The sequence below is a fragment of the Streptococcus hillyeri genome, assembly GCF_003686955.1.
GTDB classification, from domain to species: domain Bacteria; phylum Bacillota; class Bacilli; order Lactobacillales; family Streptococcaceae; genus Streptococcus; species Streptococcus hillyeri.
Window position 1 is genome coordinate 1 of the sequence record NZ_RCVM01000017.1, and the last position, 22,311, is coordinate 22,311.

The 22,311-nt window shown below is 37.9% G+C and carries 39 protein-coding genes, 13 tRNA genes and 1 pseudogene; 42 read left to right on the top strand and 11 right to left on the bottom strand.

Going from position 1 to position 22,311, the window contains the following annotated elements:
• Nucleotides 1–2: 2 nt before the first annotated feature.
• From EAF07_RS07915 to EAF07_RS07970, 12 genes are all read left to right on the top strand, one after another.
• Nucleotides 3–74, top strand: a tRNA-Gly gene (locus EAF07_RS07915).
• A 6-nt stretch (nt 75–80) separates the two neighbouring features.
• Nucleotides 81–166, top strand: a tRNA-Leu gene (locus tag EAF07_RS07920).
• A 15-nt stretch (nt 167–181) separates the two neighbouring features.
• Nucleotides 182–255: transfer RNA gene (locus EAF07_RS07925), tRNA-Arg, on the top strand.
• Nucleotides 256–258: 3 nt separating this feature from the next.
• Nucleotides 259–332 (top strand) — tRNA-Pro (locus EAF07_RS07930).
• A 9-nt stretch (nt 333–341) separates the two neighbouring features.
• A tRNA-Met gene (locus tag EAF07_RS07935) sits at nt 342–415 on the top strand.
• Between the two features lie 26 nt (nt 416–441).
• Nucleotides 442–515: transfer RNA gene (locus EAF07_RS07940), tRNA-Ile, on the top strand.
• 15 nt (nt 516–530) lie between these two features.
• A tRNA-Ser gene (locus EAF07_RS07945) sits at nt 531–620 on the top strand.
• A gap of 12 nt (nt 621–632) precedes the next feature.
• Nucleotides 633–706 (top strand) — tRNA-Met (locus EAF07_RS07950).
• Between the two features lie 13 nt (nt 707–719).
• Nucleotides 720–792, top strand: a tRNA-Phe gene (locus EAF07_RS07955).
• A gap of 4 nt (nt 793–796) precedes the next feature.
• A tRNA-Gly gene (locus tag EAF07_RS07960) sits at nt 797–867 on the top strand.
• 33 nt (nt 868–900) lie between these two features.
• Nucleotides 901–974: transfer RNA gene (locus tag EAF07_RS07965), tRNA-Ile, on the top strand.
• A 14-nt stretch (nt 975–988) separates the two neighbouring features.
• Nucleotides 989–1,060 (top strand) — tRNA-Glu (locus EAF07_RS07970).
• An 833-nt stretch (nt 1,061–1,893) separates the two neighbouring features.
• Here EAF07_RS07970 and EAF07_RS07975 read toward each other — a convergent pair.
• Both EAF07_RS07975 and EAF07_RS07980 read right to left on the bottom strand, forming a co-directional pair.
• Nucleotides 1,894–2,193 carry a hypothetical protein gene (locus EAF07_RS07975; RefSeq protein WP_121836041.1) on the bottom strand — a complete coding sequence of 100 codons (300 nt, stop codon included), beginning with the start codon at nt 2,191–2,193 and terminating at the stop codon, nt 1,894–1,896.
• Nucleotides 2,190–2,609, bottom strand: a complete 420-nt coding sequence (locus tag EAF07_RS07980) for an HIT family protein (protein ID WP_121836042.1) — start codon at nt 2,607–2,609, stop codon at nt 2,190–2,192. Before EAF07_RS07980 ends, EAF07_RS07975 begins: the two co-directional genes overlap by 4 nt.
• A 65-nt stretch (nt 2,610–2,674) precedes the next feature.
• Here EAF07_RS07980 and EAF07_RS07985 point away from each other — a divergent pair, with 65 nt between their 5' ends.
• The 5 genes from EAF07_RS07985 to EAF07_RS08005 all read left to right on the top strand — a co-directional run bounded on the left by EAF07_RS07985 (nt 2,675) and on the right by EAF07_RS08005 (nt 6,097).
• The gene (locus EAF07_RS07985) at nt 2,675–3,400 is read left to right on the top strand and encodes an ABC transporter ATP-binding protein (protein WP_121836043.1); all 726 of its coding nucleotides are present in this window, start codon (nt 2,675–2,677) and stop codon (nt 3,398–3,400) included.
• 1 nt (nt 3,401) lies between these two features.
• Nucleotides 3,402–4,439, top strand: a complete 1,038-nt coding sequence (locus EAF07_RS07990) for an ABC transporter permease (RefSeq protein ID WP_121836044.1) — start codon at nt 3,402–3,404, stop codon at nt 4,437–4,439.
• Between the two features lie 54 nt (nt 4,440–4,493).
• A complete protein-coding gene (ccrZ, locus tag EAF07_RS07995; RefSeq protein ID WP_121836045.1) occupies nt 4,494–5,276 on the top strand; it encodes a cell cycle regulator CcrZ in 783 nt (260 codons plus the stop codon).
• Nucleotides 5,277–5,285: 9 nt separating this feature from the next.
• Nucleotides 5,286–5,924 (top strand): tRNA (guanosine(46)-N7)-methyltransferase TrmB, encoded by a 639-nt coding sequence (gene trmB, locus EAF07_RS08000; RefSeq protein ID WP_121836046.1) that lies wholly within the window; start codon nt 5,286–5,288, stop codon nt 5,922–5,924.
• 86 nt (nt 5,925–6,010) lie between these two features.
• Nucleotides 6,011–6,097 (top strand) — tRNA-Ser (locus EAF07_RS08005).
• Nucleotides 6,098–6,143: 46 nt separating this feature from the next.
• On the opposite strand, the gene EAF07_RS08010 is transcribed toward EAF07_RS08005, so the two are convergent.
• The 4 genes from EAF07_RS08010 to EAF07_RS08025 form a co-directional block, all read right to left on the bottom strand.
• Nucleotides 6,144–7,223: a tyrosine-type recombinase/integrase gene (locus tag EAF07_RS08010; protein ID WP_121836047.1), complete on the bottom strand. Its 1,080-nt coding sequence runs from the start codon at nt 7,221–7,223 to the stop codon at nt 6,144–6,146.
• Between the two features lie 375 nt (nt 7,224–7,598).
• Nucleotides 7,599–8,132 (bottom strand): hypothetical protein, encoded by a 534-nt coding sequence (locus EAF07_RS08015; RefSeq protein WP_121836048.1) that lies wholly within the window; start codon nt 8,130–8,132, stop codon nt 7,599–7,601.
• 10 nt (nt 8,133–8,142) lie between these two features.
• Entirely contained in the window at nt 8,143–8,532 is a 390-nt protein-coding gene (locus tag EAF07_RS08020) for an ImmA/IrrE family metallo-endopeptidase (protein WP_121836049.1), read from the bottom strand.
• 22 nt (nt 8,533–8,554) lie between these two features.
• Nucleotides 8,555–8,914, bottom strand: coding sequence for a helix-turn-helix domain-containing protein (locus EAF07_RS08025; protein ID WP_121836093.1), 360 nt, complete (start codon nt 8,912–8,914; stop codon nt 8,555–8,557).
• Between the two features lie 285 nt (nt 8,915–9,199).
• Here EAF07_RS08025 and EAF07_RS08030 point away from each other — a divergent pair, with 285 nt between their 5' ends.
• Complete coding sequence (locus EAF07_RS08030) at nt 9,200–9,382, top strand: hypothetical protein (RefSeq protein WP_121836050.1); 183 nt, start codon at nt 9,200–9,202, stop codon at nt 9,380–9,382.
• Here the strand turns inward: EAF07_RS08030 and EAF07_RS08035 are convergent.
• Nucleotides 9,357–9,545: a hypothetical protein gene (locus EAF07_RS08035; protein WP_121836051.1), complete on the bottom strand. Its 189-nt coding sequence runs from the start codon at nt 9,543–9,545 to the stop codon at nt 9,357–9,359. The genes EAF07_RS08030 and EAF07_RS08035 overlap by 26 nt on opposite strands.
• A gap of 82 nt (nt 9,546–9,627) precedes the next feature.
• On the opposite strand from EAF07_RS08035, the gene EAF07_RS08040 reads away from it, so the two are divergent.
• Nucleotides 9,628–9,837 carry a helix-turn-helix domain-containing protein gene (locus EAF07_RS08040; protein ID WP_121836052.1) on the top strand — a complete coding sequence of 70 codons (210 nt, stop codon included), beginning with the start codon at nt 9,628–9,630 and terminating at the stop codon, nt 9,835–9,837.
• A gap of 2 nt (nt 9,838–9,839) precedes the next feature.
• Complete coding sequence (locus EAF07_RS10640) at nt 9,840–9,977, top strand: hypothetical protein (protein WP_183121678.1); 138 nt, start codon at nt 9,840–9,842, stop codon at nt 9,975–9,977.
• Nucleotides 9,978–10,087: 110 nt separating this feature from the next.
• Here EAF07_RS10640 and EAF07_RS08045 read toward each other — a convergent pair whose 3' ends face one another.
• The 3 genes from EAF07_RS08045 to EAF07_RS08055 form a co-directional block, all read right to left on the bottom strand.
• On the bottom strand, nt 10,088–10,399 hold the full coding sequence (locus EAF07_RS08045; protein ID WP_121836053.1) for a hypothetical protein: 312 nt from the start codon (nt 10,397–10,399) through the stop codon (nt 10,088–10,090).
• On the bottom strand, nt 10,396–10,836 hold the full coding sequence (locus tag EAF07_RS08050; RefSeq protein ID WP_121836054.1) for a hypothetical protein: 441 nt from the start codon (nt 10,834–10,836) through the stop codon (nt 10,396–10,398). The genes EAF07_RS08045 and EAF07_RS08050 overlap by 4 nt, the downstream gene beginning before the upstream one ends.
• A 92-nt stretch (nt 10,837–10,928) precedes the next feature.
• Nucleotides 10,929–11,456, bottom strand: coding sequence for a hypothetical protein (locus EAF07_RS08055; protein WP_121836055.1), 528 nt, complete (start codon nt 11,454–11,456; stop codon nt 10,929–10,931).
• 50 nt (nt 11,457–11,506) lie between these two features.
• On the opposite strand from EAF07_RS08055, the gene EAF07_RS08060 reads away from it, so the two are divergent.
• A complete protein-coding gene (locus EAF07_RS08060; protein WP_121836056.1) occupies nt 11,507–12,226 on the top strand; it encodes a phage antirepressor KilAC domain-containing protein in 720 nt (239 codons plus the stop codon).
• A 183-nt stretch (nt 12,227–12,409) separates the two neighbouring features.
• On the opposite strand, the gene EAF07_RS08065 is transcribed toward EAF07_RS08060, so the two are convergent.
• Nucleotides 12,410–12,607 (bottom strand): hypothetical protein, encoded by a 198-nt coding sequence (locus EAF07_RS08065; RefSeq protein WP_238386323.1) that lies wholly within the window; start codon nt 12,605–12,607, stop codon nt 12,410–12,412.
• A 100-nt stretch (nt 12,608–12,707) separates the two neighbouring features.
• Here EAF07_RS08065 and EAF07_RS08070 point away from each other — a divergent pair, with 100 nt between their 5' ends.
• The 21 genes and pseudogenes from EAF07_RS08070 to EAF07_RS08175 all read left to right on the top strand — a co-directional run bounded on the left by EAF07_RS08070 (nt 12,708) and on the right by EAF07_RS08175 (nt 22,277).
• Nucleotides 12,708–12,986, top strand: a complete 279-nt coding sequence (locus EAF07_RS08070; protein WP_121836057.1) for a DNA-binding protein — start codon at nt 12,708–12,710, stop codon at nt 12,984–12,986.
• Between the two features lie 16 nt (nt 12,987–13,002).
• Complete coding sequence (locus EAF07_RS08075) at nt 13,003–13,218, top strand: hypothetical protein (RefSeq protein ID WP_121836058.1); 216 nt, start codon at nt 13,003–13,005, stop codon at nt 13,216–13,218.
• Between the two features lie 223 nt (nt 13,219–13,441).
• A complete protein-coding gene (locus tag EAF07_RS08080; protein WP_121836059.1) occupies nt 13,442–13,663 on the top strand; it encodes a hypothetical protein in 222 nt (73 codons plus the stop codon).
• On the top strand, nt 13,641–14,570 hold the full coding sequence (locus EAF07_RS08085) for a phage replisome organizer N-terminal domain-containing protein (RefSeq protein ID WP_121836060.1): 930 nt from the start codon (nt 13,641–13,643) through the stop codon (nt 14,568–14,570). Before EAF07_RS08080 ends, EAF07_RS08085 begins: the two co-directional genes overlap by 23 nt.
• Nucleotides 14,571–14,773: 203 nt before the next feature.
• Complete coding sequence (locus tag EAF07_RS08095) at nt 14,774–15,448, top strand: DNA methyltransferase (protein WP_121836062.1); 675 nt, start codon at nt 14,774–14,776, stop codon at nt 15,446–15,448.
• A 9-nt stretch (nt 15,449–15,457) separates the two neighbouring features.
• Entirely contained in the window at nt 15,458–15,607 is a 150-nt protein-coding gene (locus tag EAF07_RS10645) for a hypothetical protein (protein WP_183121679.1), read from the top strand.
• A gap of 212 nt (nt 15,608–15,819) precedes the next feature.
• Nucleotides 15,820–16,065 carry a hypothetical protein gene (locus tag EAF07_RS08105; protein ID WP_121836063.1) on the top strand — a complete coding sequence of 82 codons (246 nt, stop codon included), beginning with the start codon at nt 15,820–15,822 and terminating at the stop codon, nt 16,063–16,065.
• Entirely contained in the window at nt 16,031–16,183 is a 153-nt protein-coding gene (locus EAF07_RS10650; protein ID WP_183121680.1) for a hypothetical protein, read from the top strand. The genes EAF07_RS08105 and EAF07_RS10650 overlap by 35 nt, the downstream gene beginning before the upstream one ends.
• Before the next feature lies 1 nt (nt 16,184).
• On the top strand, nt 16,185–16,544 hold the full coding sequence (locus EAF07_RS08110; RefSeq protein ID WP_281272444.1) for a DUF1372 family protein: 360 nt from the start codon (nt 16,185–16,187) through the stop codon (nt 16,542–16,544).
• On the top strand, nt 16,537–17,073 hold the full coding sequence (locus EAF07_RS08115; RefSeq protein ID WP_245962714.1) for a DUF1642 domain-containing protein: 537 nt from the start codon (nt 16,537–16,539) through the stop codon (nt 17,071–17,073). Before EAF07_RS08110 ends, EAF07_RS08115 begins: the two co-directional genes overlap by 8 nt.
• A 192-nt stretch (nt 17,074–17,265) precedes the next feature.
• Nucleotides 17,266–17,682 (top strand): YopX family protein, encoded by a 417-nt coding sequence (locus EAF07_RS08125; protein WP_121836066.1) that lies wholly within the window; start codon nt 17,266–17,268, stop codon nt 17,680–17,682.
• On the top strand, nt 17,675–18,025 hold the full coding sequence (locus EAF07_RS08130) for a YopX family protein (RefSeq protein ID WP_121836067.1): 351 nt from the start codon (nt 17,675–17,677) through the stop codon (nt 18,023–18,025). Before EAF07_RS08125 ends, EAF07_RS08130 begins: the two co-directional genes overlap by 8 nt.
• A gap of 192 nt (nt 18,026–18,217) precedes the next feature.
• A pseudogene (ssb, locus tag EAF07_RS08140) lies at nt 18,218–18,583 on the top strand (single-stranded DNA-binding protein); the annotation flags it as partial.
• A 74-nt stretch (nt 18,584–18,657) separates the two neighbouring features.
• A complete protein-coding gene (locus EAF07_RS08145; protein ID WP_121836069.1) occupies nt 18,658–19,044 on the top strand; it encodes a hypothetical protein in 387 nt (128 codons plus the stop codon).
• The gene (locus tag EAF07_RS08150; protein ID WP_121836070.1) at nt 19,037–19,504 is read left to right on the top strand and encodes a hypothetical protein; all 468 of its coding nucleotides are present in this window, start codon (nt 19,037–19,039) and stop codon (nt 19,502–19,504) included. Before EAF07_RS08145 ends, EAF07_RS08150 begins: the two co-directional genes overlap by 8 nt.
• Nucleotides 19,501–19,653 carry a hypothetical protein gene (locus EAF07_RS10655; protein ID WP_183121682.1) on the top strand — a complete coding sequence of 51 codons (153 nt, stop codon included), beginning with the start codon at nt 19,501–19,503 and terminating at the stop codon, nt 19,651–19,653. Before EAF07_RS08150 ends, EAF07_RS10655 begins: the two co-directional genes overlap by 4 nt.
• Nucleotides 19,654–19,826: 173 nt before the next feature.
• Complete coding sequence (locus EAF07_RS08155; protein WP_121836071.1) at nt 19,827–20,228, top strand: transcriptional regulator; 402 nt, start codon at nt 19,827–19,829, stop codon at nt 20,226–20,228.
• A gap of 193 nt (nt 20,229–20,421) precedes the next feature.
• The gene (locus EAF07_RS08160) at nt 20,422–20,964 is read left to right on the top strand and encodes a tyrosine-type recombinase/integrase (protein WP_121836072.1); all 543 of its coding nucleotides are present in this window, start codon (nt 20,422–20,424) and stop codon (nt 20,962–20,964) included.
• Nucleotides 20,965–21,138: 174 nt separating this feature from the next.
• Nucleotides 21,139–21,318 (top strand): hypothetical protein, encoded by a 180-nt coding sequence (locus tag EAF07_RS08165; protein ID WP_121836073.1) that lies wholly within the window; start codon nt 21,139–21,141, stop codon nt 21,316–21,318.
• A gap of 126 nt (nt 21,319–21,444) precedes the next feature.
• The gene (locus EAF07_RS08170) at nt 21,445–21,777 is read left to right on the top strand and encodes an HNH endonuclease (RefSeq protein WP_121836074.1); all 333 of its coding nucleotides are present in this window, start codon (nt 21,445–21,447) and stop codon (nt 21,775–21,777) included.
• A 110-nt stretch (nt 21,778–21,887) separates the two neighbouring features.
• Nucleotides 21,888–22,277 carry a P27 family phage terminase small subunit gene (locus tag EAF07_RS08175; protein WP_121836075.1) on the top strand — a complete coding sequence of 130 codons (390 nt, stop codon included), beginning with the start codon at nt 21,888–21,890 and terminating at the stop codon, nt 22,275–22,277.
• Nucleotides 22,278–22,311: the final 34 nt, after the last annotated feature.

Here is a 22,311-nt window from a genome sequence, read left to right on the forward strand (position 1 = left end):
ATGCGAATGTAGTTCAGTGGTAGAACACCACCTTGCCAAGGTGGGGGTCGCGGGTTCGAATCCCGTCATTCGCTTGAGGCGCCGGGGTGGCGGAACTGGCAGACGCACAGGACTTAAAATCCTGCGAAGGGTAACCTTCGTACCGGTTCGATTCCGGTCCTCGGCATCAAAATTTAATAGAGCACCCTTAGCTCAATTGGATAGAGTACCTGACTACGAATCAGGCGGTTAGAGGTTCGACTCCTCTAGGGTGCATTTCGGGAAGTAGCTCAGCTTGGTAGAGTACTTGGTTTGGGACCAAGGGGTCGCAGGTTCGAATCCTGTCTTCCCGATGAAAATATGGCGGTGTAGCTCAGCTGGCTAGAGCGTCCGGTTCATACCCGGGAGGTCGGGGGTTCGATCCCCTTCGCCGCTATTTTTAATTTTAATATGGATGACTTTGGACCTTTAGCTCAACTGGTTAGAGCACTCGGCTCATAACCGAGCGGTCGTAGGTTCGAGTCCTACAAGGTCCATATATATGTTATTTTGGAGGATTACCCAAGTCCGGCTGAAGGGAACGGTCTTGAAAACCGTCAGGCGTGTAAAAGCGTGCGTGGGTTCGAATCCCACATCCTCCTTTTTATTGTTAACGCGGGATGGAGCAGCTAGGTAGCTCGTCGGGCTCATAACCCGAAGGTCGTAGGTTCAAATCCTGCTCCCGCAATATAGATTAATTAGGCTCGGTAGCTCAGTTGGTAGAGCAATGGATTGAAGCTCCATGTGTCGGCGGTTCGATTCCGTCTCGCGCCATTTAGCGGGTGTAGTTTAGTGGTAAAACTACAGCCTTCCAAGCTGTTGTCGCGAGTTCGATTCTCGTCACCCGCTTTATTTAGAAATAAATAAACCAAGCATTAGCTTGGGCGCGTAGCTCAGGTGGTTAGAGCGCACGCCTGATAAGCGTGAGGTCGGTGGTTCGAGTCCACTCGTGCCCATTGTCTTTAAATATGGTCCGTTGGTCAAGGGGTTAAGACACCGCCTTTTCACGGCGGTAACACGGGTTCGAATCCCGTACGGACTATCTTAATAAAAAGCTAAGGTTATTTATAACTTTAGTTTTTTTTTTTATTTTTAAAGGGGAAGGTTCTTTGTGGCTCTTTGTCAACTGTAGAGGGTGACCGTGATTATAATACCCTAAAGGAGACGAAATTCTTTGTAGGGGAAGTTTGGAGCTGCATGAAAAACGATAACCGAATGGTGTTGTGAAGAGAAAATTGTTACCTTATAAATTAGCTTATTTTCAAGTTATTTTTGGCAAGGTTTTCTGTTTGCATTTCAGTATGAGCGAGGAAATATTCTTAGCTTTTTGACTTATACTTAACAAAAATCAAAAGTTACTTTTTTTGCTTCTTTCTAAAAAGGTGCGGACGCTCCAAAGGTCTGGGAGACCTTTGGAGGTGGGAAATAGAGTTGACAAAGTCAACATCAAAACCTCCTACGGAGTTTCATTGCTACTTTTTGAGCCTCTTTTTCGCAGTAGATGATTGGCTGTACTTGTCGACTACTAGACAGCGTCCAACCTAATCATCCTTGCGGGGGAACTACTACGAAATTGACTTTCAATTTCTGTAGTTCTCCCAAAAATCCGTTCTTATCAAGCCAATTCCCCTCGCTCTTTTATTTCTGAGCTTGGGCTAAAACTGTCCACTGGACAGTTTCACTAATAAGAATACCACCATGGCGAGAGGAGCTCTGGTAAATCAAGCCATTTATTGCTTCTTTATTTTACTTAAACTGCTAATTTTGATTTTGGATGAGTATTAAAAATGTTTTGTGCAATAAAAAAAGCAAGCCCTTTAATCATTCTTTAAAAGGAGTGATCAAAGGGCTTTTTATGGTTGAACGGATTAAAAGTTATTCGCTATCTGTTTTTTGATATTTGTTTGCGATAGTTTGTATTTCATTGAGGTGGGCTTGCAGGTCATTGTTAAAGACTTGGAATTTATAATTTAGGTCTTTTGTGATATCTTTGAGGACAAGCTTTTGGTCTTGAATGGTGGACAGACTTTGTTTGATTTTTGTCAGGCTATCTTTTGATTGGTTTAGGTTTTCGTTAGTGTTGTTTAATTCGGTGAGAATTTGTTCTTTTTTTGAGAAGAGTAGAACAGTGCCTGCTGCTAATAGGCTTGAGATAATAAAAGGTTTTGCTTTCATGCTCGGACCTCTTGGGCTATTTGCTCTGCCATTTTTCCTAAAATATTAAAATCTGGTTCATGAACGCTGTATGTGATGTTAATGCCATCGTTTTCGCTGTAGCGTGGGACAAGGTGAACATGGGCATGGAAAACGGTTTGTCCTGCAATAGGTTCATTGTTATTGATAATGTTCATGGCTGGCGCATCCATAGCTTTTTGGACGGCACGGGCAATTTTTGGAACACGTGAAAATAGGACACTTGCAGTAGATTCTGACATATCAAGGATATTTCTAACATGTTCTTTAGGAATGACGAGAGTGTGGCCTGGAGTTGTTTGAGAAATATCTAGAAATGCTAGAACTTCTTGGTCTTCGTATACTTTACATGAAGGAATTTCTCCAGCAATAATGTTACAAAAAATGCAATCTGTCATTTGTTTTCCCCTTATGTCTCTATTTTTGGTATAATCAATTATATCAAAAAAGATGAGAGAAATGAATGTTAAAACTTGAAAACGTGACAGGGGGCTACGTTAATCTTCCTGTATTGAAAAAATTAAACTTTGAAGTTAAAGATGGTGAATTGGTTGGACTTATTGGTCTTAATGGTGCTGGTAAGTCAACGACAATTAATGAGATTATTGGTCTGTTAACGCCATATGAGGGGCGTATTTCGATTGATGGTGTGACCTTGGCAGATAATTTGGTTGAGTATCGAAAAAAACTTGGTTTTATTCCCGAGACGCCAAGTCTTTATGAGGAGTTGACACTGCGTGAGCATATTGAAACGATTGCTATGGCTTATGATATTGCTGTAGATGTTGCTTTAAAACGAGCAGAGCCTCTGCTTGAAACGTTTCGTTTAACGGATAAACTGGATTGGTTTCCAACGCAGTTTTCTAAGGGGATGAAACAAAAGGTTATGATTATCTGTGCTCTTATTGTAGAGCCCGCTTTATTGATTGTTGATGAGCCATTCTTGGGACTTGATCCACTGGCAATCAATGATTTGATAGCCCTTTTGGATGAGGAAAAGAAAAAGGGAACGTCAATTTTGATGTCAACTCATGTTTTGGATTCGGCTGAAAAGATGTGTGACCGTTTTGTGATTTTGCACAAGGGCGAGGTTAGGGCTCAAGGAGCTTTATCTGATTTGCGAGAGACTTTTGGCGATGATAGTGCTTCGCTCAATGATATTTATATGGCGCTGACTAAAGAGGTTTGAGATGAAAGAAATGTTTGTGAAACGTAGACAGGCTTTTCATAGTCGATGTCTCAAATACCTTAAATATGTTCTCAATGATCATTTTGTTATTGTTTTACTTTTTTTAGTTGGCTTTCTGCTATTTCAATATAGCCAGTTGTTGAAACATTTTCCAACTCAACCTCTAGGACTTATTTTGGTTCTGTCCGTCTTGATTGTAGGTGGGTTACCATTAGGAACTATCGCTACTTTTTTAGAGCCGGCTGACCAAGTGTTTGTATTGGCAAAAGAGGGTGAAATCGTTGACTGGATTAAAGAAGCAGCTCAACGCTCTTTTATCCTATGGGGGGCTTTGCAAGTTGTTTTCTTGCTAGTTTTGTATCCTATTTTTGTGGCCTTGCATTTTCCACTTTGGGGATTTGTTGTTCTGGTAGCTGTTTTAGTTACACTTAAGTTTTTCATCTTTCAGTATAAGCTAAATCACTTTGTTAGCGGGACTGGTAGGCTTAATTGGAAACTTACTATTGTAGCTGAGCAGAAGCGGCAACAGTCTATTTTGAAATTTTTTGCTCTGTTTACGACGGTTAAAGGTATTTCAAGTGCAGTGAAGCGAAGAGCTTATTTGGATAAATTAACTGTCGTTGTGGCTAAACAGTCAGCGCAGACATGGCATAATCTTTACTTGAGGGCTTTTTTGCGGTCAGGTGATTATCTGGGTTTGACAATTAGACTCGTCGTTTTAGCTGTTTTAAGTTTGCTTTTTGTGAAGGTGAATTGGTTAGCGGTAGGTCTAGCTTTTCTTTTCACGTATCTCTTAGCCTTTCAGCTTTTAGCTTTATATAAGCATTATGATTATCAGTATATGACAGCATTTTTCCCACTTGCAGGGAACCTTAAAAAGCGAAACTTATTGTTGTTTTTAAGACGCCTCATCTATGGGATAACTGTAGTGGAAATGGCTTGTGCTGGTAATCCAAAGTATGCTGCCCTGCTATTATGTTTAAATATTACCCTTGTCGAGGGATATTTGCGCTATAAAGTGAAGAAGATGATTGACTAGAGGCTTGAAAACAAGTAAAATAATAAGGAATGACTAGTAAAAAGGAGGGTTAAGGTGATTACTACAGATAAAGACTTAACCTTAAAACCATTGATGGGGAAAAGTGGGCAGGCTTTCATGGGAGAGTATCCTAATGGGGAGCGTGTTTTTGTCAAATTAAATACGACACCAATTTTGGCTGCTTTGGCTAAGGAACAAATCACACCACAATTGCTATGGGCAAAACGTACGGCGGGTGGTGACATGATGAGTGCTCAGGAATGGTTAAATGGGCGTCTTTTAAATAAAGCAGATATGAATAGTAAGCAGATTGCCCAAATTCTTTTACAGTTGCATCGTTCAAAAGCCCTAGTTAATCAATTGTTACAGTTGAATTATAGTATTGAAAATCCATTTGAGCTGTTACAAGATTGGGATAGGAATGCTCCAATGCAGTTGCGTCAAAATACGTATTTGCAGTCAATCGTAACGGAGTTAAAGAAGAATCTTCCTGATTTTAATCCTGAATTGGCGACAATTGTTCATGGTGATGTTCGTCATAGCAACTGGGTTATTACGACAAGTGGGCTTGTTTATTTGGTCGACTGGGATTCGGTACGGTTGACAGATCGTATGTATGATGTCGCTCATATTTTAAGTCATTATATTCCTTATAGTCGTTGGGCAGAATGGCTGAGCTACTATGGTTATAAAAATAATGACCTGGTTAAAAAGAAGATTTATTGGTACGGGCAGCTGTCTTACTTATCACAGATTTTAAAATTCTACGAAGGTTATGATATGGAGCATGTCAACCGCGAAATCTATGAATTACGTCAGTTTAGGAATTTATTTTAGAAAGAGATTATGAGAGTTAGAAAACGTAAGGGTGCAGAAGAGCATTTACAAAATCATTCTCAGTATGTGATTTTAACGCCAGAGGCTTCTAAGGGACGCTGGCATGAAGTTTTTGGAAATGATAATCCGATTCATATCGAAGTTGGTTCTGGTAAGGGTGGGTTTATCACAGGAATGGCGCTTCAAAATCCAGATATTAACTATATTGGTATTGATATTCAGCTATCCGTATTGAGCTATGCTTTGGATAAGGTGCTGGAAAGCGGTGCTCAAAACGTTAAGTTGCTTCGCGTTGATGGTTCGAGTTTGACGAATTATTTTGAAGATGGTGAAGTGAGTTTGATGTATTTAAACTTTTCTGATCCATGGCCTAAGACCAAGCATGAAAAACGTCGTTTGACTTACAAAACATTCTTGGACACTTATAAGCAGATTCTTCCTGAAAATGGAGAAATTCATTTCAAAACGGATAATAGAGGGTTGTTTGAATACAGTTTAGCAAGTTTCTCTCAGTATGGTATGGTTTTGAATAAGGTCTGGTTGGACTTGCATGCTGATGAGTCTTTTGAGGGAAATGTTATGACAGAATATGAGAAAAAATTCTCGGATAAAGGTCAGGTTATTTACCGCGTGGAGGCTAGATTTTAAGCATCAAATGCAGTGTTTGGGAAATAAATCATTCAGATCATACTGTTGAATATGTTATAATAAGGGAGAGCTTAGCTCTCCAAGGTGGAGAGGTCGCATAGTGGCCGAGTGCGCACGCTTGGAAAGCGTGTAGTCCTTAACGGGGCTCGGGGGTTCGAATCCCCTCCTCTCCTTTTATCCCCTTGGTTTTATGGGCTTTAACGGGGTTTCACCCGCTTTTCACCCGTCAAAATTCAAGTTTTGAAAAATTTCTTTTACCCTATCATCGTTTTTATTCTTCAGTGTTTCAATCTGGTGAGCATAAACTTTGAGGGTGATGTTAAGATTTTCATGACCTAGCAATTTAGACACCGAGATTAAATCCACGCCCTGGGCGATTAAATAAGAGGCGTAGGAGTGCCTTAGAGAGTGATTGGTTAGATTTCTACCAGTCACTCTTTTTATGACCTTATTAGTGGCATTATTGGACGCTCCGTAGCAGACACGATTAAGGTCATTAGGTTGATAATGGTTATTCAAATAGTAGCGGACTATATCCATTGTTTTTTGAGAGACTGGAAGTTGTCTTTTTGATTGTTCATTCTTCGTTGGTCCGAAGTCTTGAGAGATAGAATAGTCAAAAGTTTTATTGACATCAATGTAGTTGTCCTGGAAATCGAAGTCATCGGGTGTCAGTCCCTCAGCTTCAGCGTAACGCATACCAGTAACGGCAATGAGATAAGTTGTAAAATAGGATACGTACTTAATTTTGTTCGAAGATACTTTGATATAGTTAAGGTATTCATCTTCTTCCATAAACTTATCAGATTCTTGCTTACCAGTCTTTTGTGCTTTTATTATTGCACCTTCAGCAAAGTTATCACGTATAATCCCATCACGTATCGCCATCTTGCAAGCACCTTTAATCTGGTAATGGAATTTCTCTAAAGTCGATTGGGCAACTTTTTCCCCGAAGCTGTTGATAATCTGTTGATAAAAGGTATGGGTGATACTTTTTAGCTTGCGATCACCAAACAATTTTTCTATGTGTTTAAAATTCTTTTTGTAAGTTTGCCATGTTTTGGGCGTCACATGAGGGCGTTTGTAGATATCAGCCCAGCGTTTATTGTAATCTAAGACTGTAATATCCAGTAAATCAGCAGTAAGTGTATTCAATTCTAACTCTGCTTGCTGAGCTGCAGCTTTAGCTAGATTCTTAGTTTTAAAACCACGTTTGGACTTCTCACGTTTCTTTCCGTGGATATCTCGGTAAGTAATACGATATTCCCAACCAGAGTCTAGTTTTCGATAAAATGCCATTGTAAAATACCTCATTTCTTGGTAAAATGGGTATAGTAAAGAGACCTACTGAAATGGCAGGTTTATTACTATATCCGAATTAGTCCTACACTCAAACTTTGGTCGGGGAGAGTGTGGGGCTTTTATTTTGTAGTTAGACACAAAAAACGGCAACTAAGTGAATAGTTACCGTTCTTACGTGGCAGCTTGTGCCAACGAGTTATTTGCACTAGGAATGTTCTTCCTAGGTTAGTAACTATATATTATTAAAATTAGACTACTTTGTCAAATAAGATAGTGCTACTTGATTTCGTTACTTAAATTTTTCATCAGCTTTGATACTAATGTTTCTCAGGCTTAAACTTTGTTCGGTTCGAAGTGTGAGGCTTTTTTGTTTTACTCCATCACAATATCAGTGACTGAAATGATATCTTTAATTTTTGATGATTTTGCGATAATTCTATTTTGGTCTGCTGATATTTCATATCCTAAATCAATAGTTGTGGTATCGTCTGGTAATTCTTTTGCCATTTGAGAGACAACCATTTGGAGCATCGCAATGGTATTTTTTTGCTCAGCGTTTGCAGTATTCGAATCAATAGCGTTGACAACTTCTTCCATTGATTTTTTAGCTTCGCCTTTTAGTAAAATCTGGATAACATTGTGACCCTCTGGAAAATCACTATCCACAACGTTGTTGACAATTTTAGCTTCAAAATCTGAAGAACCGTCAGGGTTCAATTCGGTATTGAGCTTATTTACGATAGCGTCATACTTGCTGTTGTCAACCTGAGGTTTTGCTGTTGTAGTTGTTTCAGTTTGAGCAGATTGAGTTCCACTAGACTTGTTTGTCTCGTTTTTTGATGATGAGCATGCTGCAAGTGTGATAACGGATAAGAGGGTGATAGTAGTTAAAAGTGATTTTTTCATAAAGACTCCTTTAAATTATTTCAGCTAAACTATAAAACTCTTCTTTGACCATCGTTTCATCTGCGATGGTTTTGAGTTTGTATTTTTCCATAAATGCGATGTAGTTAAAGCACTCGCTTCCGTACTCATCTAGCTCTGCTTTGAGTAGGTGGTGGATCATGTTGCGGTTTGCTTGTAACTCGTGTTTTTCTCTGAAGATTTGATAGAGATGTGGTAGGTGTCCTTCATGTCCTAGCTCGTGCAGGATGACTTTTACTCTGTCTTGCTCCGCTATTTTGCTACTGACGAACATTGTCCGTAATTCGGAAATGTAGAAGGCTTCATCCTCATCTTCAAATTCGTGTTCTTCAAAGATATGTATGTTAATCTCGAACTTTTGAGAAAGTTCTTTTATTGTCATCGACAATCATTCCTTTACTTTATTATAAGCTACGCAAATAGCCTTCAATAATGCCTTGGATGGCTTTCTTATCTTTGTCAGTTAATGGCTTACCGTTGAATCGCATGGCAGTACCAGCTAATCGCTCAACATCCACTTCTTTACCTTCAAAGTAGAATTTTTCTTTATCATCGGCAATTCTAGGATTTTCAGTCCTACCGAGTAGGTAGTCCGTGCTGACATTGAAATAGTCTGCGATTTCTGCAATCCTTTCAGCGTTAGGTTTTTGATTTTTCAACTTATAAAGTGTATTTCGACTGTATCCTAGTTTTTCCTCTAGTTGAACAAGTGTAATTCCTTGCTTTTTTGCAAGTTCTTTGATTTTTTCAAATGTCGGAAACATTGATTTATCAACCTTTCTAAGGCATGACAAAAATATTTCAACTTTTTGGGTGAAAATCATTGACATTCTATCCAATAAGGTGTATTATATTTTTGTAAGCTAAAGAGTTAGCGAACAAGACAAGTAAAAAATAAAGCCTAAACAACTGATTGGCGTCGGTTTTAAGGATTAAGCCTTAGCTTTTTAGCAGGTCTTTTCTCTATGCTTTGATTTTAACTTATTGGGTGTTAATTGTCAAGAAGTTCGCTAACTTTTTAGTTAATAATTTTAAAAAGGAGAAAAAAGATGGATGAAATTACCGAATTCCATTGCAATCTTAACAAGATGTTTCTGGACATAGAGCAAGCCTACGAGAATGAAAAAGACCCTCTAGCAAGGTGTGAACTTGCCAAAGGGTACTTGGAAATAGGAAAGTATTTGGTCAATATTGATTTCCTTATTTCTAATAAGAGTTTAGAAAAGCCTTAACAGAGTCTGCTTTCTTCTTATTCTTAGCATCAACAATGGGTTGATTTCGAGTTACAGCTGCTTGATAAGCTTCTTCAAATAAACCGAGCTTATCAGCAACTGTCAAAGATGAGTCTGAAGATTGAACAACTGCTAATGCAAATTTTTCTGGATCTACGATCATTGATTCTACTCCTTTCTGCATTGATAGACATATTTTATCACAGAAAGGCAATTAAAACATTACTTGAAATAGAAAGGAAACTATGAGTCAACAAAATCAAAAATGGATTCAGCTCGTAAAGGATAAGCTGAACGAAGAACAGATGACACAAACGCATCTAGCTCGTGCTTGTGGCGTTGCCAAGGCAACCATCTCAGAGTTGCTAAAGTACGGTAAAGGTAGCGATAAGCTCAAAAATAAAATCTGCGATGTTCTGCATATTGATGAGAGCTGGACGAGTTTGGAGGACTAATAATGGCAGCTAAACTAATAGCTAACTGGCAAAAGAAAAACCACCAGCTGAGTCAACTGATGATTGATAGTCTTGAGGGGCTGGATGTGTGGGAGACAGTGCTGGCGTTAGGAAAATTGAGGAGGATGGAAAATGATTAATTTTATTTTAAGCATTATTGTAATTGTATTGAATTTGCCTATTTTATTTGAACTTTTGCAAAAAAATAATTGTCTTAATCATGAGATTAGACGATGGAAAAAACCTTATTCTAGGTAATCGTAATTATTGTATGGAGTTTGATGACTTCAGATTCAGGAGCTTTAAGGCGTTGGATCTCATCACCCACTAATTCTTGAAAGAAATAGCGCCTAACTGTTTCTGAACGAATAAAATCTCTAACTTCTCCATATAGCACAATAAGTGTGCGCCCATCATAGTTTGTAAAGAATGATTTATCTGGGAGTATATGCTGGAATTGTTGCGAATAGGGCTCGCCGTGGACATTGAGATGATGTATGGTTTCCCATGTTATCTGTTTTTTAACAGTTAATTGACAGAGATTATCTATAAATTCTTTCATTTTGGAAATTCCTTTCTTGTCCAGAAGAGTGCAACAAGTTCATTGTAGGGGTCTAAAAACTCTATGAGAGTAACAGTCTGTTTTTTCTGAAGTTTCTTTATTTTTTTGAGCGGCCCTCTGATTTCACGTCTCCAGAATGATAATGTCGGGTAACGTTTCTTTGCTTCGGACGCTATTCTAGAAACTTCTAAAATAACTTTTTCAGGAACCATCTGATACCTATCTTCCATGCTACTGATAACGACATTAACTCCTTCAAGTCTTGCTAGATATTCTTCGATATCATTGTTAAACAAAGTGATTTCTTTAGTTTCTTCGATTTTTCGTCTTGTATTAAACGCTAATACAAACGTAAATATAGTGAGAAATAAGGCAATTGGACTTGTCCAAGTGTTGAACTTCTCAACTAAAGGATAGATTTTTTCAAAGAAATCCATAAATTCTCCAATCGTTTTATTTTTATTATACCAAATTAGAAAGGAATTTTATGAACGAAATTGTTGATCTTATCTACTCTTGGTTTATTTCTCTACCTAAGCCTGTGGTAAGTGCGATTATAGTGTTTTTGATTCTTAGAGGGCTTTACATCTCTCGCATCCTCATCATGAGGGAGAGCGGAAGAGACTTTTGGTGTAAAAGACAGAAAGATACGTTTGAATAATAGTGGCAATATTGTGATGAGTGGAAAACCGAGTAATGTAACAATGAGTTCAAATTGAGTGTTATTCAGCATCACCATGAGATTCCTCATAAAAAGAATAACAAAAAATAGGATAGCTGTAATTGTGCTGAACCTAAAATCTCCTTTTTTCTCGACAGCAAATAATTTATAAAACTCATGAATCAAGAACATGAAAGTGTAGCTAATAAAGAATACAAGAAGGGACATCATTCCAATTTGTTTCCATTCTACCGTTAGCAACGGTAAAATCGCAGATTCTTCTCTTTCAACAATTATACCAAAATTTAATGAAAGTAGTGCTAGAGCTATAAAAGCGACAAGTAATTTCTGATAGAAATCATTGTAAAAATCTTTGATTCTTTCGTAAAGAGACATACGTACCTCTGTGTTTTTTATCCATTATACCAAAATTAGAAAGGAATTTTATGAACGAAATTATTACAGTAAATTTAAACGACAACCAAGAGCCTGTGGTATCAGGAAGACAACTACATGAGGCGCTTGGAGTAAAAACAGAATACAAGAAGTGGTTTAGTCGTATGACTGAGTATGGTTTTACCGAAAATGAAGACTACCAAAGGGTGACCCAAAAATGTCGCACCCTTGGAGGGTTACAAGATATGACAGACCACATTCTTAAGCTAGATATGGCAAAAGAGATTGCAATGATCCAACGAACGGATAGAGGCAAAGAAGTCCGTCAGTATTTTATCCAAGTTGAAAAGGACTATAACAGTCCAGAAAAAATCATGGCTAGAGCTCTGCTTATTGCCGATAAGAAAATTGTCAGTCTTGAAGCGAAGATTGAGGAGCAAAAGCCTAAGGTCATTTTTGCTGATGCGGTGTCAGCTAGCCACACATCCATTTTAGTTGGTGACTTTGCTAAGCTCATGCGTCAAAACGGCTTGGACTTTGGACAAAATCGAATGTTTGCCTGGTTGCGTGCAAATGGCTATCTGATTGGTCGTAAAGGTAACAGCTGGAACATGCCGACACAGAAAGCGATGGATTTGGGGTTGTTTGAGATTAAAGAGACAACAATCAATCACGCTGATGGACATATCAGTATAAGTAAAACTCCTAAAATCACTGGAAAAGGTCAATTATACTTTGCTGAGAAGCTATTGGGAGAGGAGACAGCATAGAAAGGAGAAATATGAGACCTAAACGATATCCGTATAAAAAAACACCTTCATTGGATATAACGAAGGTATTACATGTGATTCACTTATTGAAACTGGTGTTGCTGGATTTGGGAGATTTTAGAGGATTATCTGAAAGAGTGAGAAGTTCAGCAAAAGAAGTTACTAAACAGCATGTAAGCGAACTTAAAAATGTTCGTTTTGAGAATGTTCCAACTTCGCTAAAACTTCAGCTTCGTGATGTCTTAGAATGTTGTGAATATGTTCTTGAACTTCACGAACACGGACAGGTTCAAATTTATGACGGTCACGAACCAATTCTATAATGCAATCAATCTGGTCGTCGATATACCTACCGTAATCAGGTTTGCGTATGTTTGACACAAAACCACCTCCTTTCCGCTTATATTATAGCACAGGAAAGGATACAAAAAAGCACATGCGGGAACATGCGCTTAACAAATATACCTAAGGAGATTTTACCATGGATGAACTTATGAATCAACTATTAGATCAATTTCAGGCTGGATTGATGGATAGAATGCTTTTAGTTGTCCAACATGTTAGCGACGAAAAAGCAAGGTATTCATTAGAGCTTAATAAAAAGGAATGTGCCGAAATGTTTGGGATTGCTCCTGAGACATTAGAGAACAGATTTCTAGTACATAAAGATTTTCCACGAATTGCAAATGCTCGCGAGAAATACCCTCGTGACGCTGTAATTGAATGGTATCACCAAAATTGGCAAAGAACAGCTATTTAGGAGGAACAAAGATATTATGAACAATTTACAAATTATTATACTTGCAACGATTGTATCAGTAACGCTGATTGAGTCGCTACTGATGAATGTCAGATTGACAAAGGCTTTGAAAGATAAGCAGTCAGAGCCAGCAAAAAAGCAACCTAAAGCTAAAACTGGATTTATTGATTTTGAAACAGGTAGACGTGTTGATATTGACCCTGTGACTGGTAAAGAAAGATTTATTGATTGAGGGAGAACATGGAACACAACACAGAATTGAATTACATGATCAACTTGCTCTTTCGCATCGAAAAGTGGCATCTGAATCATTTTAGAGAGCATAATCCTGAAAAAATTTGAGCAGTTGGTTAGGTATCATCTGCGCAAAAATCATTTTGAGGAAAGTGAAGAAAATATTGAGTATGTGCGTAAGAAATTAGGGTCTAAAAGTAATTATGGAATGAGGAAGAAAAATGGCTAATATTGCAGAGAAAGTGGTTCGAGTTGAACCGGATGTTTATGAATTTGTTGTTGATTTTGCTAATGAGAATGATTTAAAGATTAGCGAGGCTGCTAGTATCTTGCTTAGATTTTGTAAGGAAAAGGATTTTGAAGTGGTACAGCGTGAATGCACAATCATCGAGAAGCGTCCTTTTGCTGAAGAGGTGAATCATGGCAGAAATCAAATGGATTAAGATTACAACGGATATTTTTGATGATGACAAGATTATGCTGATTGAGTCTATGCCAGAAGGCGAGTCATTACTTGTTATTTGGTTGAAAATTTTAACGCTTGCTGGCAAGACGAACTCTAACGGATTTTTGATGATGAGCGATAGAATCGCTTATACTGATGAGATGTTAGCTACAATTTTTAGACGAGATTTAAAAATCGTAAGGCTAGCGCTTAATGTTTTTGAACAATTTGAAATGATTGAAATCATTGACAATAAGATTTTGATAACGAATTGGGAGAAGCATCAAAACGCTGACGCTCTTGAAAAAATCAGAGAGCAGACACGGAAACGAGTGGCAAAACATCGTCAAAAATTGATAGAAACTAACGCTACTGTAACGGAAACTAACGTTACATGTAACGTTACAGCTAACGCAGATGTAACGCATGGTAACGCAACAGATATAGATATAGATACAGAAGAAGATAAAGATAATAATATAGTAGTAGAAGAAGAAAGTCAAAAATCTGAAAGATTTATTGATGTCGTTGAAGCAAATCTTGGACGTGGTCTTGTTTATTTTGAATTTGAAATGATGAAAGACTATCTTGATAACAAATCTGTATCCAATGATCTTTTTTTAGAAGCTGTCAAGATTGCAGTTGCTAACAACGTGCGCAAGTTTAATTATATTGCACGTATTTTAGACAATTGGATTGACCAAGGCATCAAGACTCCTGAACAAGCCATACAGGCACAGAGGGATTTTAAAGCTAAAAAAGCAAATCAATCCTTGACGAAATCACCGCAAAGCACACCAGAATGGTCAAACCCAGATTACAAAAACGAGACGACCGAGGAAGAGAAACAAAGACTCGAGAAAATGAAGCAAGACATGTTGTCTCGTTTGGGAGGCGATGACTGATGTTTGTGCTTAAGCATGGCTCAAGAGAGCAACTGGTTTTTGTTAGATCTATAAAAATTGATGTTACAGGTTTAGATGTCTCGTTTTCTAACGACGTCAGCAAAGCGATGCAGTTCGTTTCTCGTGCGGCTGCGATACAGGTCGCTAAGGCGCTGAGGCATTCGTATGGGAATTATTATCTGGTTGAGGTATAGGAGGTATTTATGAGGGAATTTATCAATGCAGATTGTCTTGATGTAATGAGTCAATATCCAGATGATTATTTCGACCTTGCAATTGTAGACCCACCGTATTTTTCAGGCCCTGAGAAAAGAAAATACTATGGTCGGAAAGTTAGCCCAATCGGTGTCAAAAGATTGTACGGTGAAACATCTGAGTGGGAAGTACCAAACAAAGAATACTTTGATGAACTTTTTAGAGTTTCAAAAAATCAAATTATTTGGGGCGTTAATTACTTTGATTACTCATTTGGTTCTGGCCGCATCGTTTGGGATAAAGTCAATGGCCAGTCAAGCTTTTCGGATTGTGAGATTGCATACTGCAGTTTTCATGATAGCGTGAGAATGTTTCGTTATATGTGGAATGGCATGATGCAAGGTAGGTCAATTTCCGAAGGTCATATTCAACAAGGAAACAAATCTCTGAATGAAGTTAGAATACACCCAACACAAAAACCTGTGAATCTGTATTTGTGGTTATTACAGACTTATGCTCAACAAGGAGATAAAATTTTAGATACTCATGTGGGTTCAGCTAGTAGTTTGATCGCTTGTGAGGAATTAGGATTTGACTATGTCGGTTGTGAGTGGGATAAAGATATTTTCAATCTAGCTCAGCAGAGATTGGAACAGTATCAAAGACAAATAAAATTGTTTTAGGAGGTAATCATGATTATCGGAGTCGCAAGCGCACAAATCAAGCTAGCTAAAGAGTATCTAGCTAGTAAAAATGATAATGCTGATTATCAACAAGAGCTAGATGATTTATCTGGGATTTTACTCGCTCAGATAGAGGAGAACATGGAGAACTTACTATGATTGAGCTTTACTTTGTTTACAACGGCTACCGCAAAATAATCTAGGTAGTTTTGAGCAGGTGCAGAGTGCTGTTACAGCACTAAAGACACATCAAGCAAGTAGCTCTGCTATCACAAATCCGACTTTTGTCAAAAGCATGAGCGGAGAGAACATCAGGATTGATTATGGTGCTAGGGATTGTTATTACTTGATGACGAAAGGAGGACAGCAAAATGAAAGAACATGATATACCAGATAACATTCTTTCAACAGTTCAATGTAATAGCTGTAACTTTAAATTTGATGTATATGGATTAGAGTTTGGAAAAACAGAATGTCCAAGTTGTTTTAGTAAAAAACTGACATTACTTGACCAAAAGAAACCGAGTGATTATTTTACAGCTGCAATCAGAGTTTTATTAGGAGAAAATATGGAGGAGAATAATGTCTTGGACAGTGACAGCGTACAGTCAGATTGACGGTAGCGTCAGGGAGACGCACTATTTTGACTACGAGGTGGAAGCTAAAGTTGCTAAGGTTAAGCTAGATGACAAGTATCGTGATGATCTTTGTGACGTGAAGATTGAGGAGGTGTAGGGTGGAAAGGAAGTTAAAGAAATATTCCCGTTTAAAAAGTTGGGAAATATACTTAGACATGCTGTTTTTTATTTCTATCTTGACTATTCCCCTGATTGTATTATGGAAAATGGACCAGATAGAAGCTAAGATTACCCAGCCTATCGTTTACCAAGCGGACAACGCAGGCGGTGCGATGTTTGGCAAAATTACTGATAAAGAAATCATTGAGGGAAGGTACACGGTCGAAGCTGGGGCTTACGGCAAGTTCTTGGTTACGAAGGAGCAGTACGAGAGTTTACATGTCGGCGACCCAATCCCTGATTATCTCAAAAAGAGAGGGATGGAGAGTAATGAAATTCCAGGAGGAGAAAATGAATAACAAAAATTTCAAAACAGGACAATATGTTATTGTTGAAGGCAAGTGTGAAGGTGTCAAACATGATGGAAGATTGCTAATTAACTTTTTTGGAGAAAATCCAGAATTGACTGCTGTATATCCAAAAAATGTTTTGCCAAAACCGCAAAAAGTCGTAATTCCAAAAATTGTGGCGGAGTGGATTAAGGATAATAAAAGCGATATTGATACATTATATACTGCATATTTCTTGCTCGGCCAAAGAAAAAACGATGTGTCTTTGTGGGTAGACAGCAATCAAAATACCTTTGCTAGAGCTTGGCTTGACGGCTACGAGGTCGAGGAAGAGAAGTTGTATACAGTGGAGGTACCAAATCCTAATATTGTGTATCCTATGGTTTTGTACAAAACCGATGATGGTGGAGTCATTCTTGGAACTTGCTATAGTCCAGATAATTGGAAAAAGTTAGAAAGGAACCAACTCACAGAATCAGAAATCAAGAAAGATTTTGACTGGGCTTGGCGGTGGGCTAAGCCTGTGGAGGAAGAGTGATGGTAAAAATAACGTTATGGACTGATACGCACAGAGTTGAGATTGTAGTTAATACTGACAGCGAAGCACTCGAATTACAAAGAAAAATTAGGTCACAGATGAGCAATGGGCATACAGTCCTCTTTGGAGACAATTTGGTAAATCCAAAGTACATCCGTTTAGTTGGATTTGAGAGAGTTCAGGAGGTAAACAATGACTCCAAGATATAGAGCGTGGGATAAAGAGCAACACAGATGGGGAGAAATTTTCTTTATTTGTTCAGAAGGAGGGCTATATACACCAGAATCACCTTTTAAAGAAGATAGGGAGAAAACTTGGGGATACCCAATCGCTAGACAAGAACGTTTCGTCATTATGCAATCAACAGGTCTAAAGGATAAAAATGGCGTGGAGATTTTTGAGGGGGATGTGGTTTTATGGAATGGTTGGAAAAAGATTGAGGTTTCTTTTGGTTCTCAGACTGTCGAAGAAAATTTTGGAGATATCCGAATTTTCCAAGGATTCAACTTGTACTTAGATGGTGTCTATCCCGAACCTGTTATGAGCACCTTTGAAGTCATCGGCAACATCTACGAGAATCCGGAGCTTTTGGAGGGGGAAAATGACTAAACTAAGAGCATTCCATAACGGAGAAATCACTGATATTTATAAGATTAATTACTCAACAGATGAAATTGTATATACCAACGAGTTAGGCATATACTACCCCGTTGAGAGAAAAAAGCTTATGCATTTTAGCGGTGTAAAAGACAAGCGAGGCCAAGAAATCTTTGAAGGTGATATTGTCAAGATGTATTCTGGCGAGCTTTTACCTGTCGTACTTAACCACGGCATGTTTGAGCCTGTCTGTTTTTACCTCAGCAAAGTTTTTGAAAAAGTTGGGAATATCTTTGAAAATCCAGAATTGTTAGAGCACCCAGATTTTAGAGGTCATAAATGCGAAGAAGAATAGCACAATATATTTTAAGGCAGTATCAAGACACTAAAACCATCAAGTTACTTAACATGGCAGCAACCCCTTTTGAATGGATTAGCTTTGTCTTATTAACAATCTTAGGATGGATTGAGAGATGTTTTAAGTATGGCTTGATTTATTTGCTATTACCAGTAGCAATATTGGAAAAGAGATTGAAAGGAGAAAATAATGATCAATAATGTTGTACTTGTGGGGCGCATGGTCCGAGATGCAGAACTGCGTTACACACCCAGCAATGTTGCCGTTGCGACTTTTACGCTTGCTGTTAATCGTAATCGTAAAAACCAAAACGGTGAGCGAGAAGCAGATTTTATCAATTGTGTGATTTGGAATCAGCCAGCTGAGAACTTAGCAAACTGGGCAAAGAAAGGTGCTTTGATTGGCATTACTGGACGAATCCAGACAAGGAACTATGAGAACCAGCAAGGTCAGCGTGTTTATGTGACTGAGGTAGTTGCTGACAGCTTCCAAATGTTGGAAAGCAAAGGTAGTCGCGAAGCGAATGATAATAGCTTGTATGGACAAAATCCATACCCAGAACACGACTTGCCAGATGAGCCGGAGTTGCCGTTTTAGGAGGAAATGCTATAAGAATCGAGGTGGAGTAAATGAATGAAGAAGTAATTGAAGAGCTAAAAAAGCTCATGAGTATTTTCTATGATTCCTATATTAACAGGAACATGGAAGTGATTATAATCCCAAAAACGAATACTTATTTTAGCTTGGAGGGAGTACAGTCACGAAGAGACCTCATTGCCAAAATCTTGATGTGGTGCAGTCGTGATATTTCCAAGGGTATGCCATACAAAAGCCAAAAGCGTAATCTATCATTTCTAATCAGGAATCAAGAAAAATTGAATAAATATCTTGGGACTAAGCTTTCTCACGGGATATATGATTTGATTTATCAAAAGTTAGGTAACGGCATCAATCCTGAGCTAACATATCGGTATATTGATAGTGGATTTGATTGGGAGGTTTTATATAATGGCTAAACCAACCCAAATCATCATTCAGGAGGCGATGGCTGAGCGTATCAGATTTTTGGAAGATGAGCTATACAATCGAGCTTACAAAGATATTGAAAAGCTAGAAGTTGAAGTTGACCGCCTGAAAGTCAGATGTCTTGACTTACAGTTGGAAAATGCTGACTATTCTGGCGAGGGTGATATCGTAAAATTAAAATCCGAAATCGTTGACACAAAAGCGATTGAGGGTAAGCATATCAAGTTTGATGAGTCATTTTTCAAATTTCTTATCAACGCATCAGCTAACGATATCTTAATTGAGGCTGAAAAAATTAGGTTGAAAGGAAAGAGTTTAGTTGATACGATTGAAGGCTTTTTTGCTAAATTTGACAAGATCGTAGTCTGGGATGACATGTGTCGCACTGCTATTGCTCGTGCAAAATCAGAAAATCGCAGACCACATAGAAAATGGAGGGCAAAACAATGAACGGTTATGAATTTATGGCACAGAATCCAGTATTGACAATCATTCTATTCTTGATTGTAGCGGTAACAATTACAGAAGTATCAAAACACATGTTCGGATACCTTAATGGAGACAGATATGAACAAGCGAATCAGAAAGAAGAAAGCTAAACAGGCTTTACAGCGTGAGCAAGAAAGACTAGCTCAAGAATTGGCTCAGCTAACTCCTGAACAGCTTGAAGAGGTCTGGAATACTGTCACTATAGCATTTAGGAAAATAGGAAAATCCATTGCTTATATTTTTGATGGATTAGTGGAATTTTTCAAAAATTTGGAGGTAACAATTGAAGAGACTGAGCGACAACGAACTCAAATGGCTGGACGAAGAACTTTTAGATTTCCAAACCATCCAGCGTACAATAGATTTACGAAGACAAGAGTTAACAACCAGAAATCCAGACAGTCAGCCAGGCCCTTCAACTGGCGTCAGCAAACCAACCGAAAATATGGCCATCAAACTCGTAGATGATCCAATGTTGAAATATTTAGAAGGATTTAAAGGAATTGTAGAAAAATTATTGAACAACCTTATAGATTCTGATAGGGAAATTTTCAATCTAAGGTGGCAATATCCTCGGTTAAAATGGGAAGAAATAGCTGACCAGAAATTTATGAGTAGAGCTTCAATTTATAGACGCCGCAGAATTATTTTAGAACAGTATGCAATACTGAAAGGAAAGCTATAACAAAGAATGAGAAAAAAAGTATCTTGTTTTCTCATAAAATAAGGTTTATTATTGTAGCATGAACTTCTGAAAACAAAACGCAGTCAATTTGTGGGAATCATCCTTAATCTTTAACAGAAGAGTTGTTTCAACAGAAGTCACAAAAGTCAGCCTTGTTGCTGGCTTTTTGCTTTGTGGGAAAGAGGTAAGTTATATGAATAAGATGGATCCAATCACAGATAGAGATGTTGTACATGAGATTGAAGATTACTTGAGAGAGTGGAATGAAATGTACTTCTTACTTTTTGAAGTCGCTCTGTACACAGGATTCAGAATCACAGACATTTTGAACATTCGTGTTAGAGATGTTCAGGGATGGGATATAAAACTTAGAGAGAAAAAAACAACGAAAATCCGTGAAGTTAGAATGACTCCTGATCTCAAGAAAAATATGCGGTCTTTCGTAAAAGGCAAACCACTTAATCAGTTTGTTTTTAAAAGCCGTCAAGGCAAAAACAATCCGATTAGTAGGCAAAGATTTGACCAGATATTGAAACAAGCAGTTGAAGATTTGGGAATAGACAACATTGCTGCTCACTCAATCAGGAAGACATTCGGATACTTCTACTACCAGAAATTCAATGGTGTCAATGATTTGATGGGTATATTCAATCACTCATCAGAAAGAACAACATTGATATACATTGGAGATAAACAAGTCACATTTAAAAAGAATATGACTAAGTTTAAAATCTAAGCCTTTTTATTTTTTTTGCTATTAAGTTTGTCATATTGAAAAGTTGTCAAACTTAAAATCAAGACTTGAAATAAAAGCTATTATATCAAAGCTCAAAGGCTTTTGCTGAGTTTAACAGAATATACAGTATGACAAACTCAATGGGCAAATTGGTATAGTTTTTGGAGGTACAGAATGATAAAAGAATATCGTGACAGACAACATGGATTGAACGCTATCGACCAGCTAAACAATGACATCAAAAATAATCCAGGAATTGGTTTTGAAATAGTCGGATATCAAAACATAGTGATAAAGACAGATTATAATTTATTGGTGACATCAATTCTTGTTAGGTGGGAAACTTTTTTCTAAGATTCAAAATGAGAAAAAAGGGTACTTGTTTTCTCACGAAAAAGAGTTTATTATGGTACCATAGATTTCTTGTATGAGAGGGACAGGTCGTTGACTTGTCCTTTTTGCATTGACAAGGAGGAACGTATGGCACATTATTACAAGCCAGTCAGACAATCCTTGAAGACTAAGAAGTGGGAAAAGTTCCGAGACAAGATGATGAGGAAGTCTGACTACCTATGTCAAGAAAGTTTGAGGTACGGTTTGTCGGTACCAGCTGAAATGATTCATCACATCTTTCCTGTGTCTGAATATCCTGAGCTCGAGTTCGTAGAATGGAATTGTTTAGCGTTAACTAATCGCAAACATAATACATTTCATGATAGAGTCAATGACAAGGTTGTCGGTCAGGGAATTTATTGGCAAAGAAAGCGAAAAAAAGAATTTGAGGAATTTTATGGATCCCCCCCACCTCTTTGAAATTTTATTGGGTGCTTTGGGTACCGGTGAAGGGAACTTTTTCCAAGTCGGAGGTGCTCAGATAAAAAGGGGGTAAAAACTCAGCGATTTTTGAGAAAGGGGGTTAGTTTTTGGCTAAACCAATCACAGTGAAGTCAATCAAGACAAAAGTGGTCAAGCAGATGAAAGACTTGGGCACTTATCGAAAAGAATTTGAAATGATCATTGATATCTTTGCTGGAATGCTGTTTCAGTACCAGAAACTAGCTCAAGACTATGCTGATATGGGTTATCCTGTCACAGATGTATATGTCAATAAGGCTGGTGCTGAGAATGAGAGGAAAGTTCCAATCCTGACAGCCATGGAAATCTTGAGAAAAGACATCTTGAGCTATTCCAACCAGCTGATGTTGAACCCAAAATCACTTGGTGAGATTGTGGAACAAGAAAAAGACTCACCGCTTAAAGATGTTATGAAGTTCAAGAATGAACTCAAGAAAAAGAGGGTAAGAGATGGATAAGGAATTTGAGGAAAGATTTTCAGCCTTCTGCCAT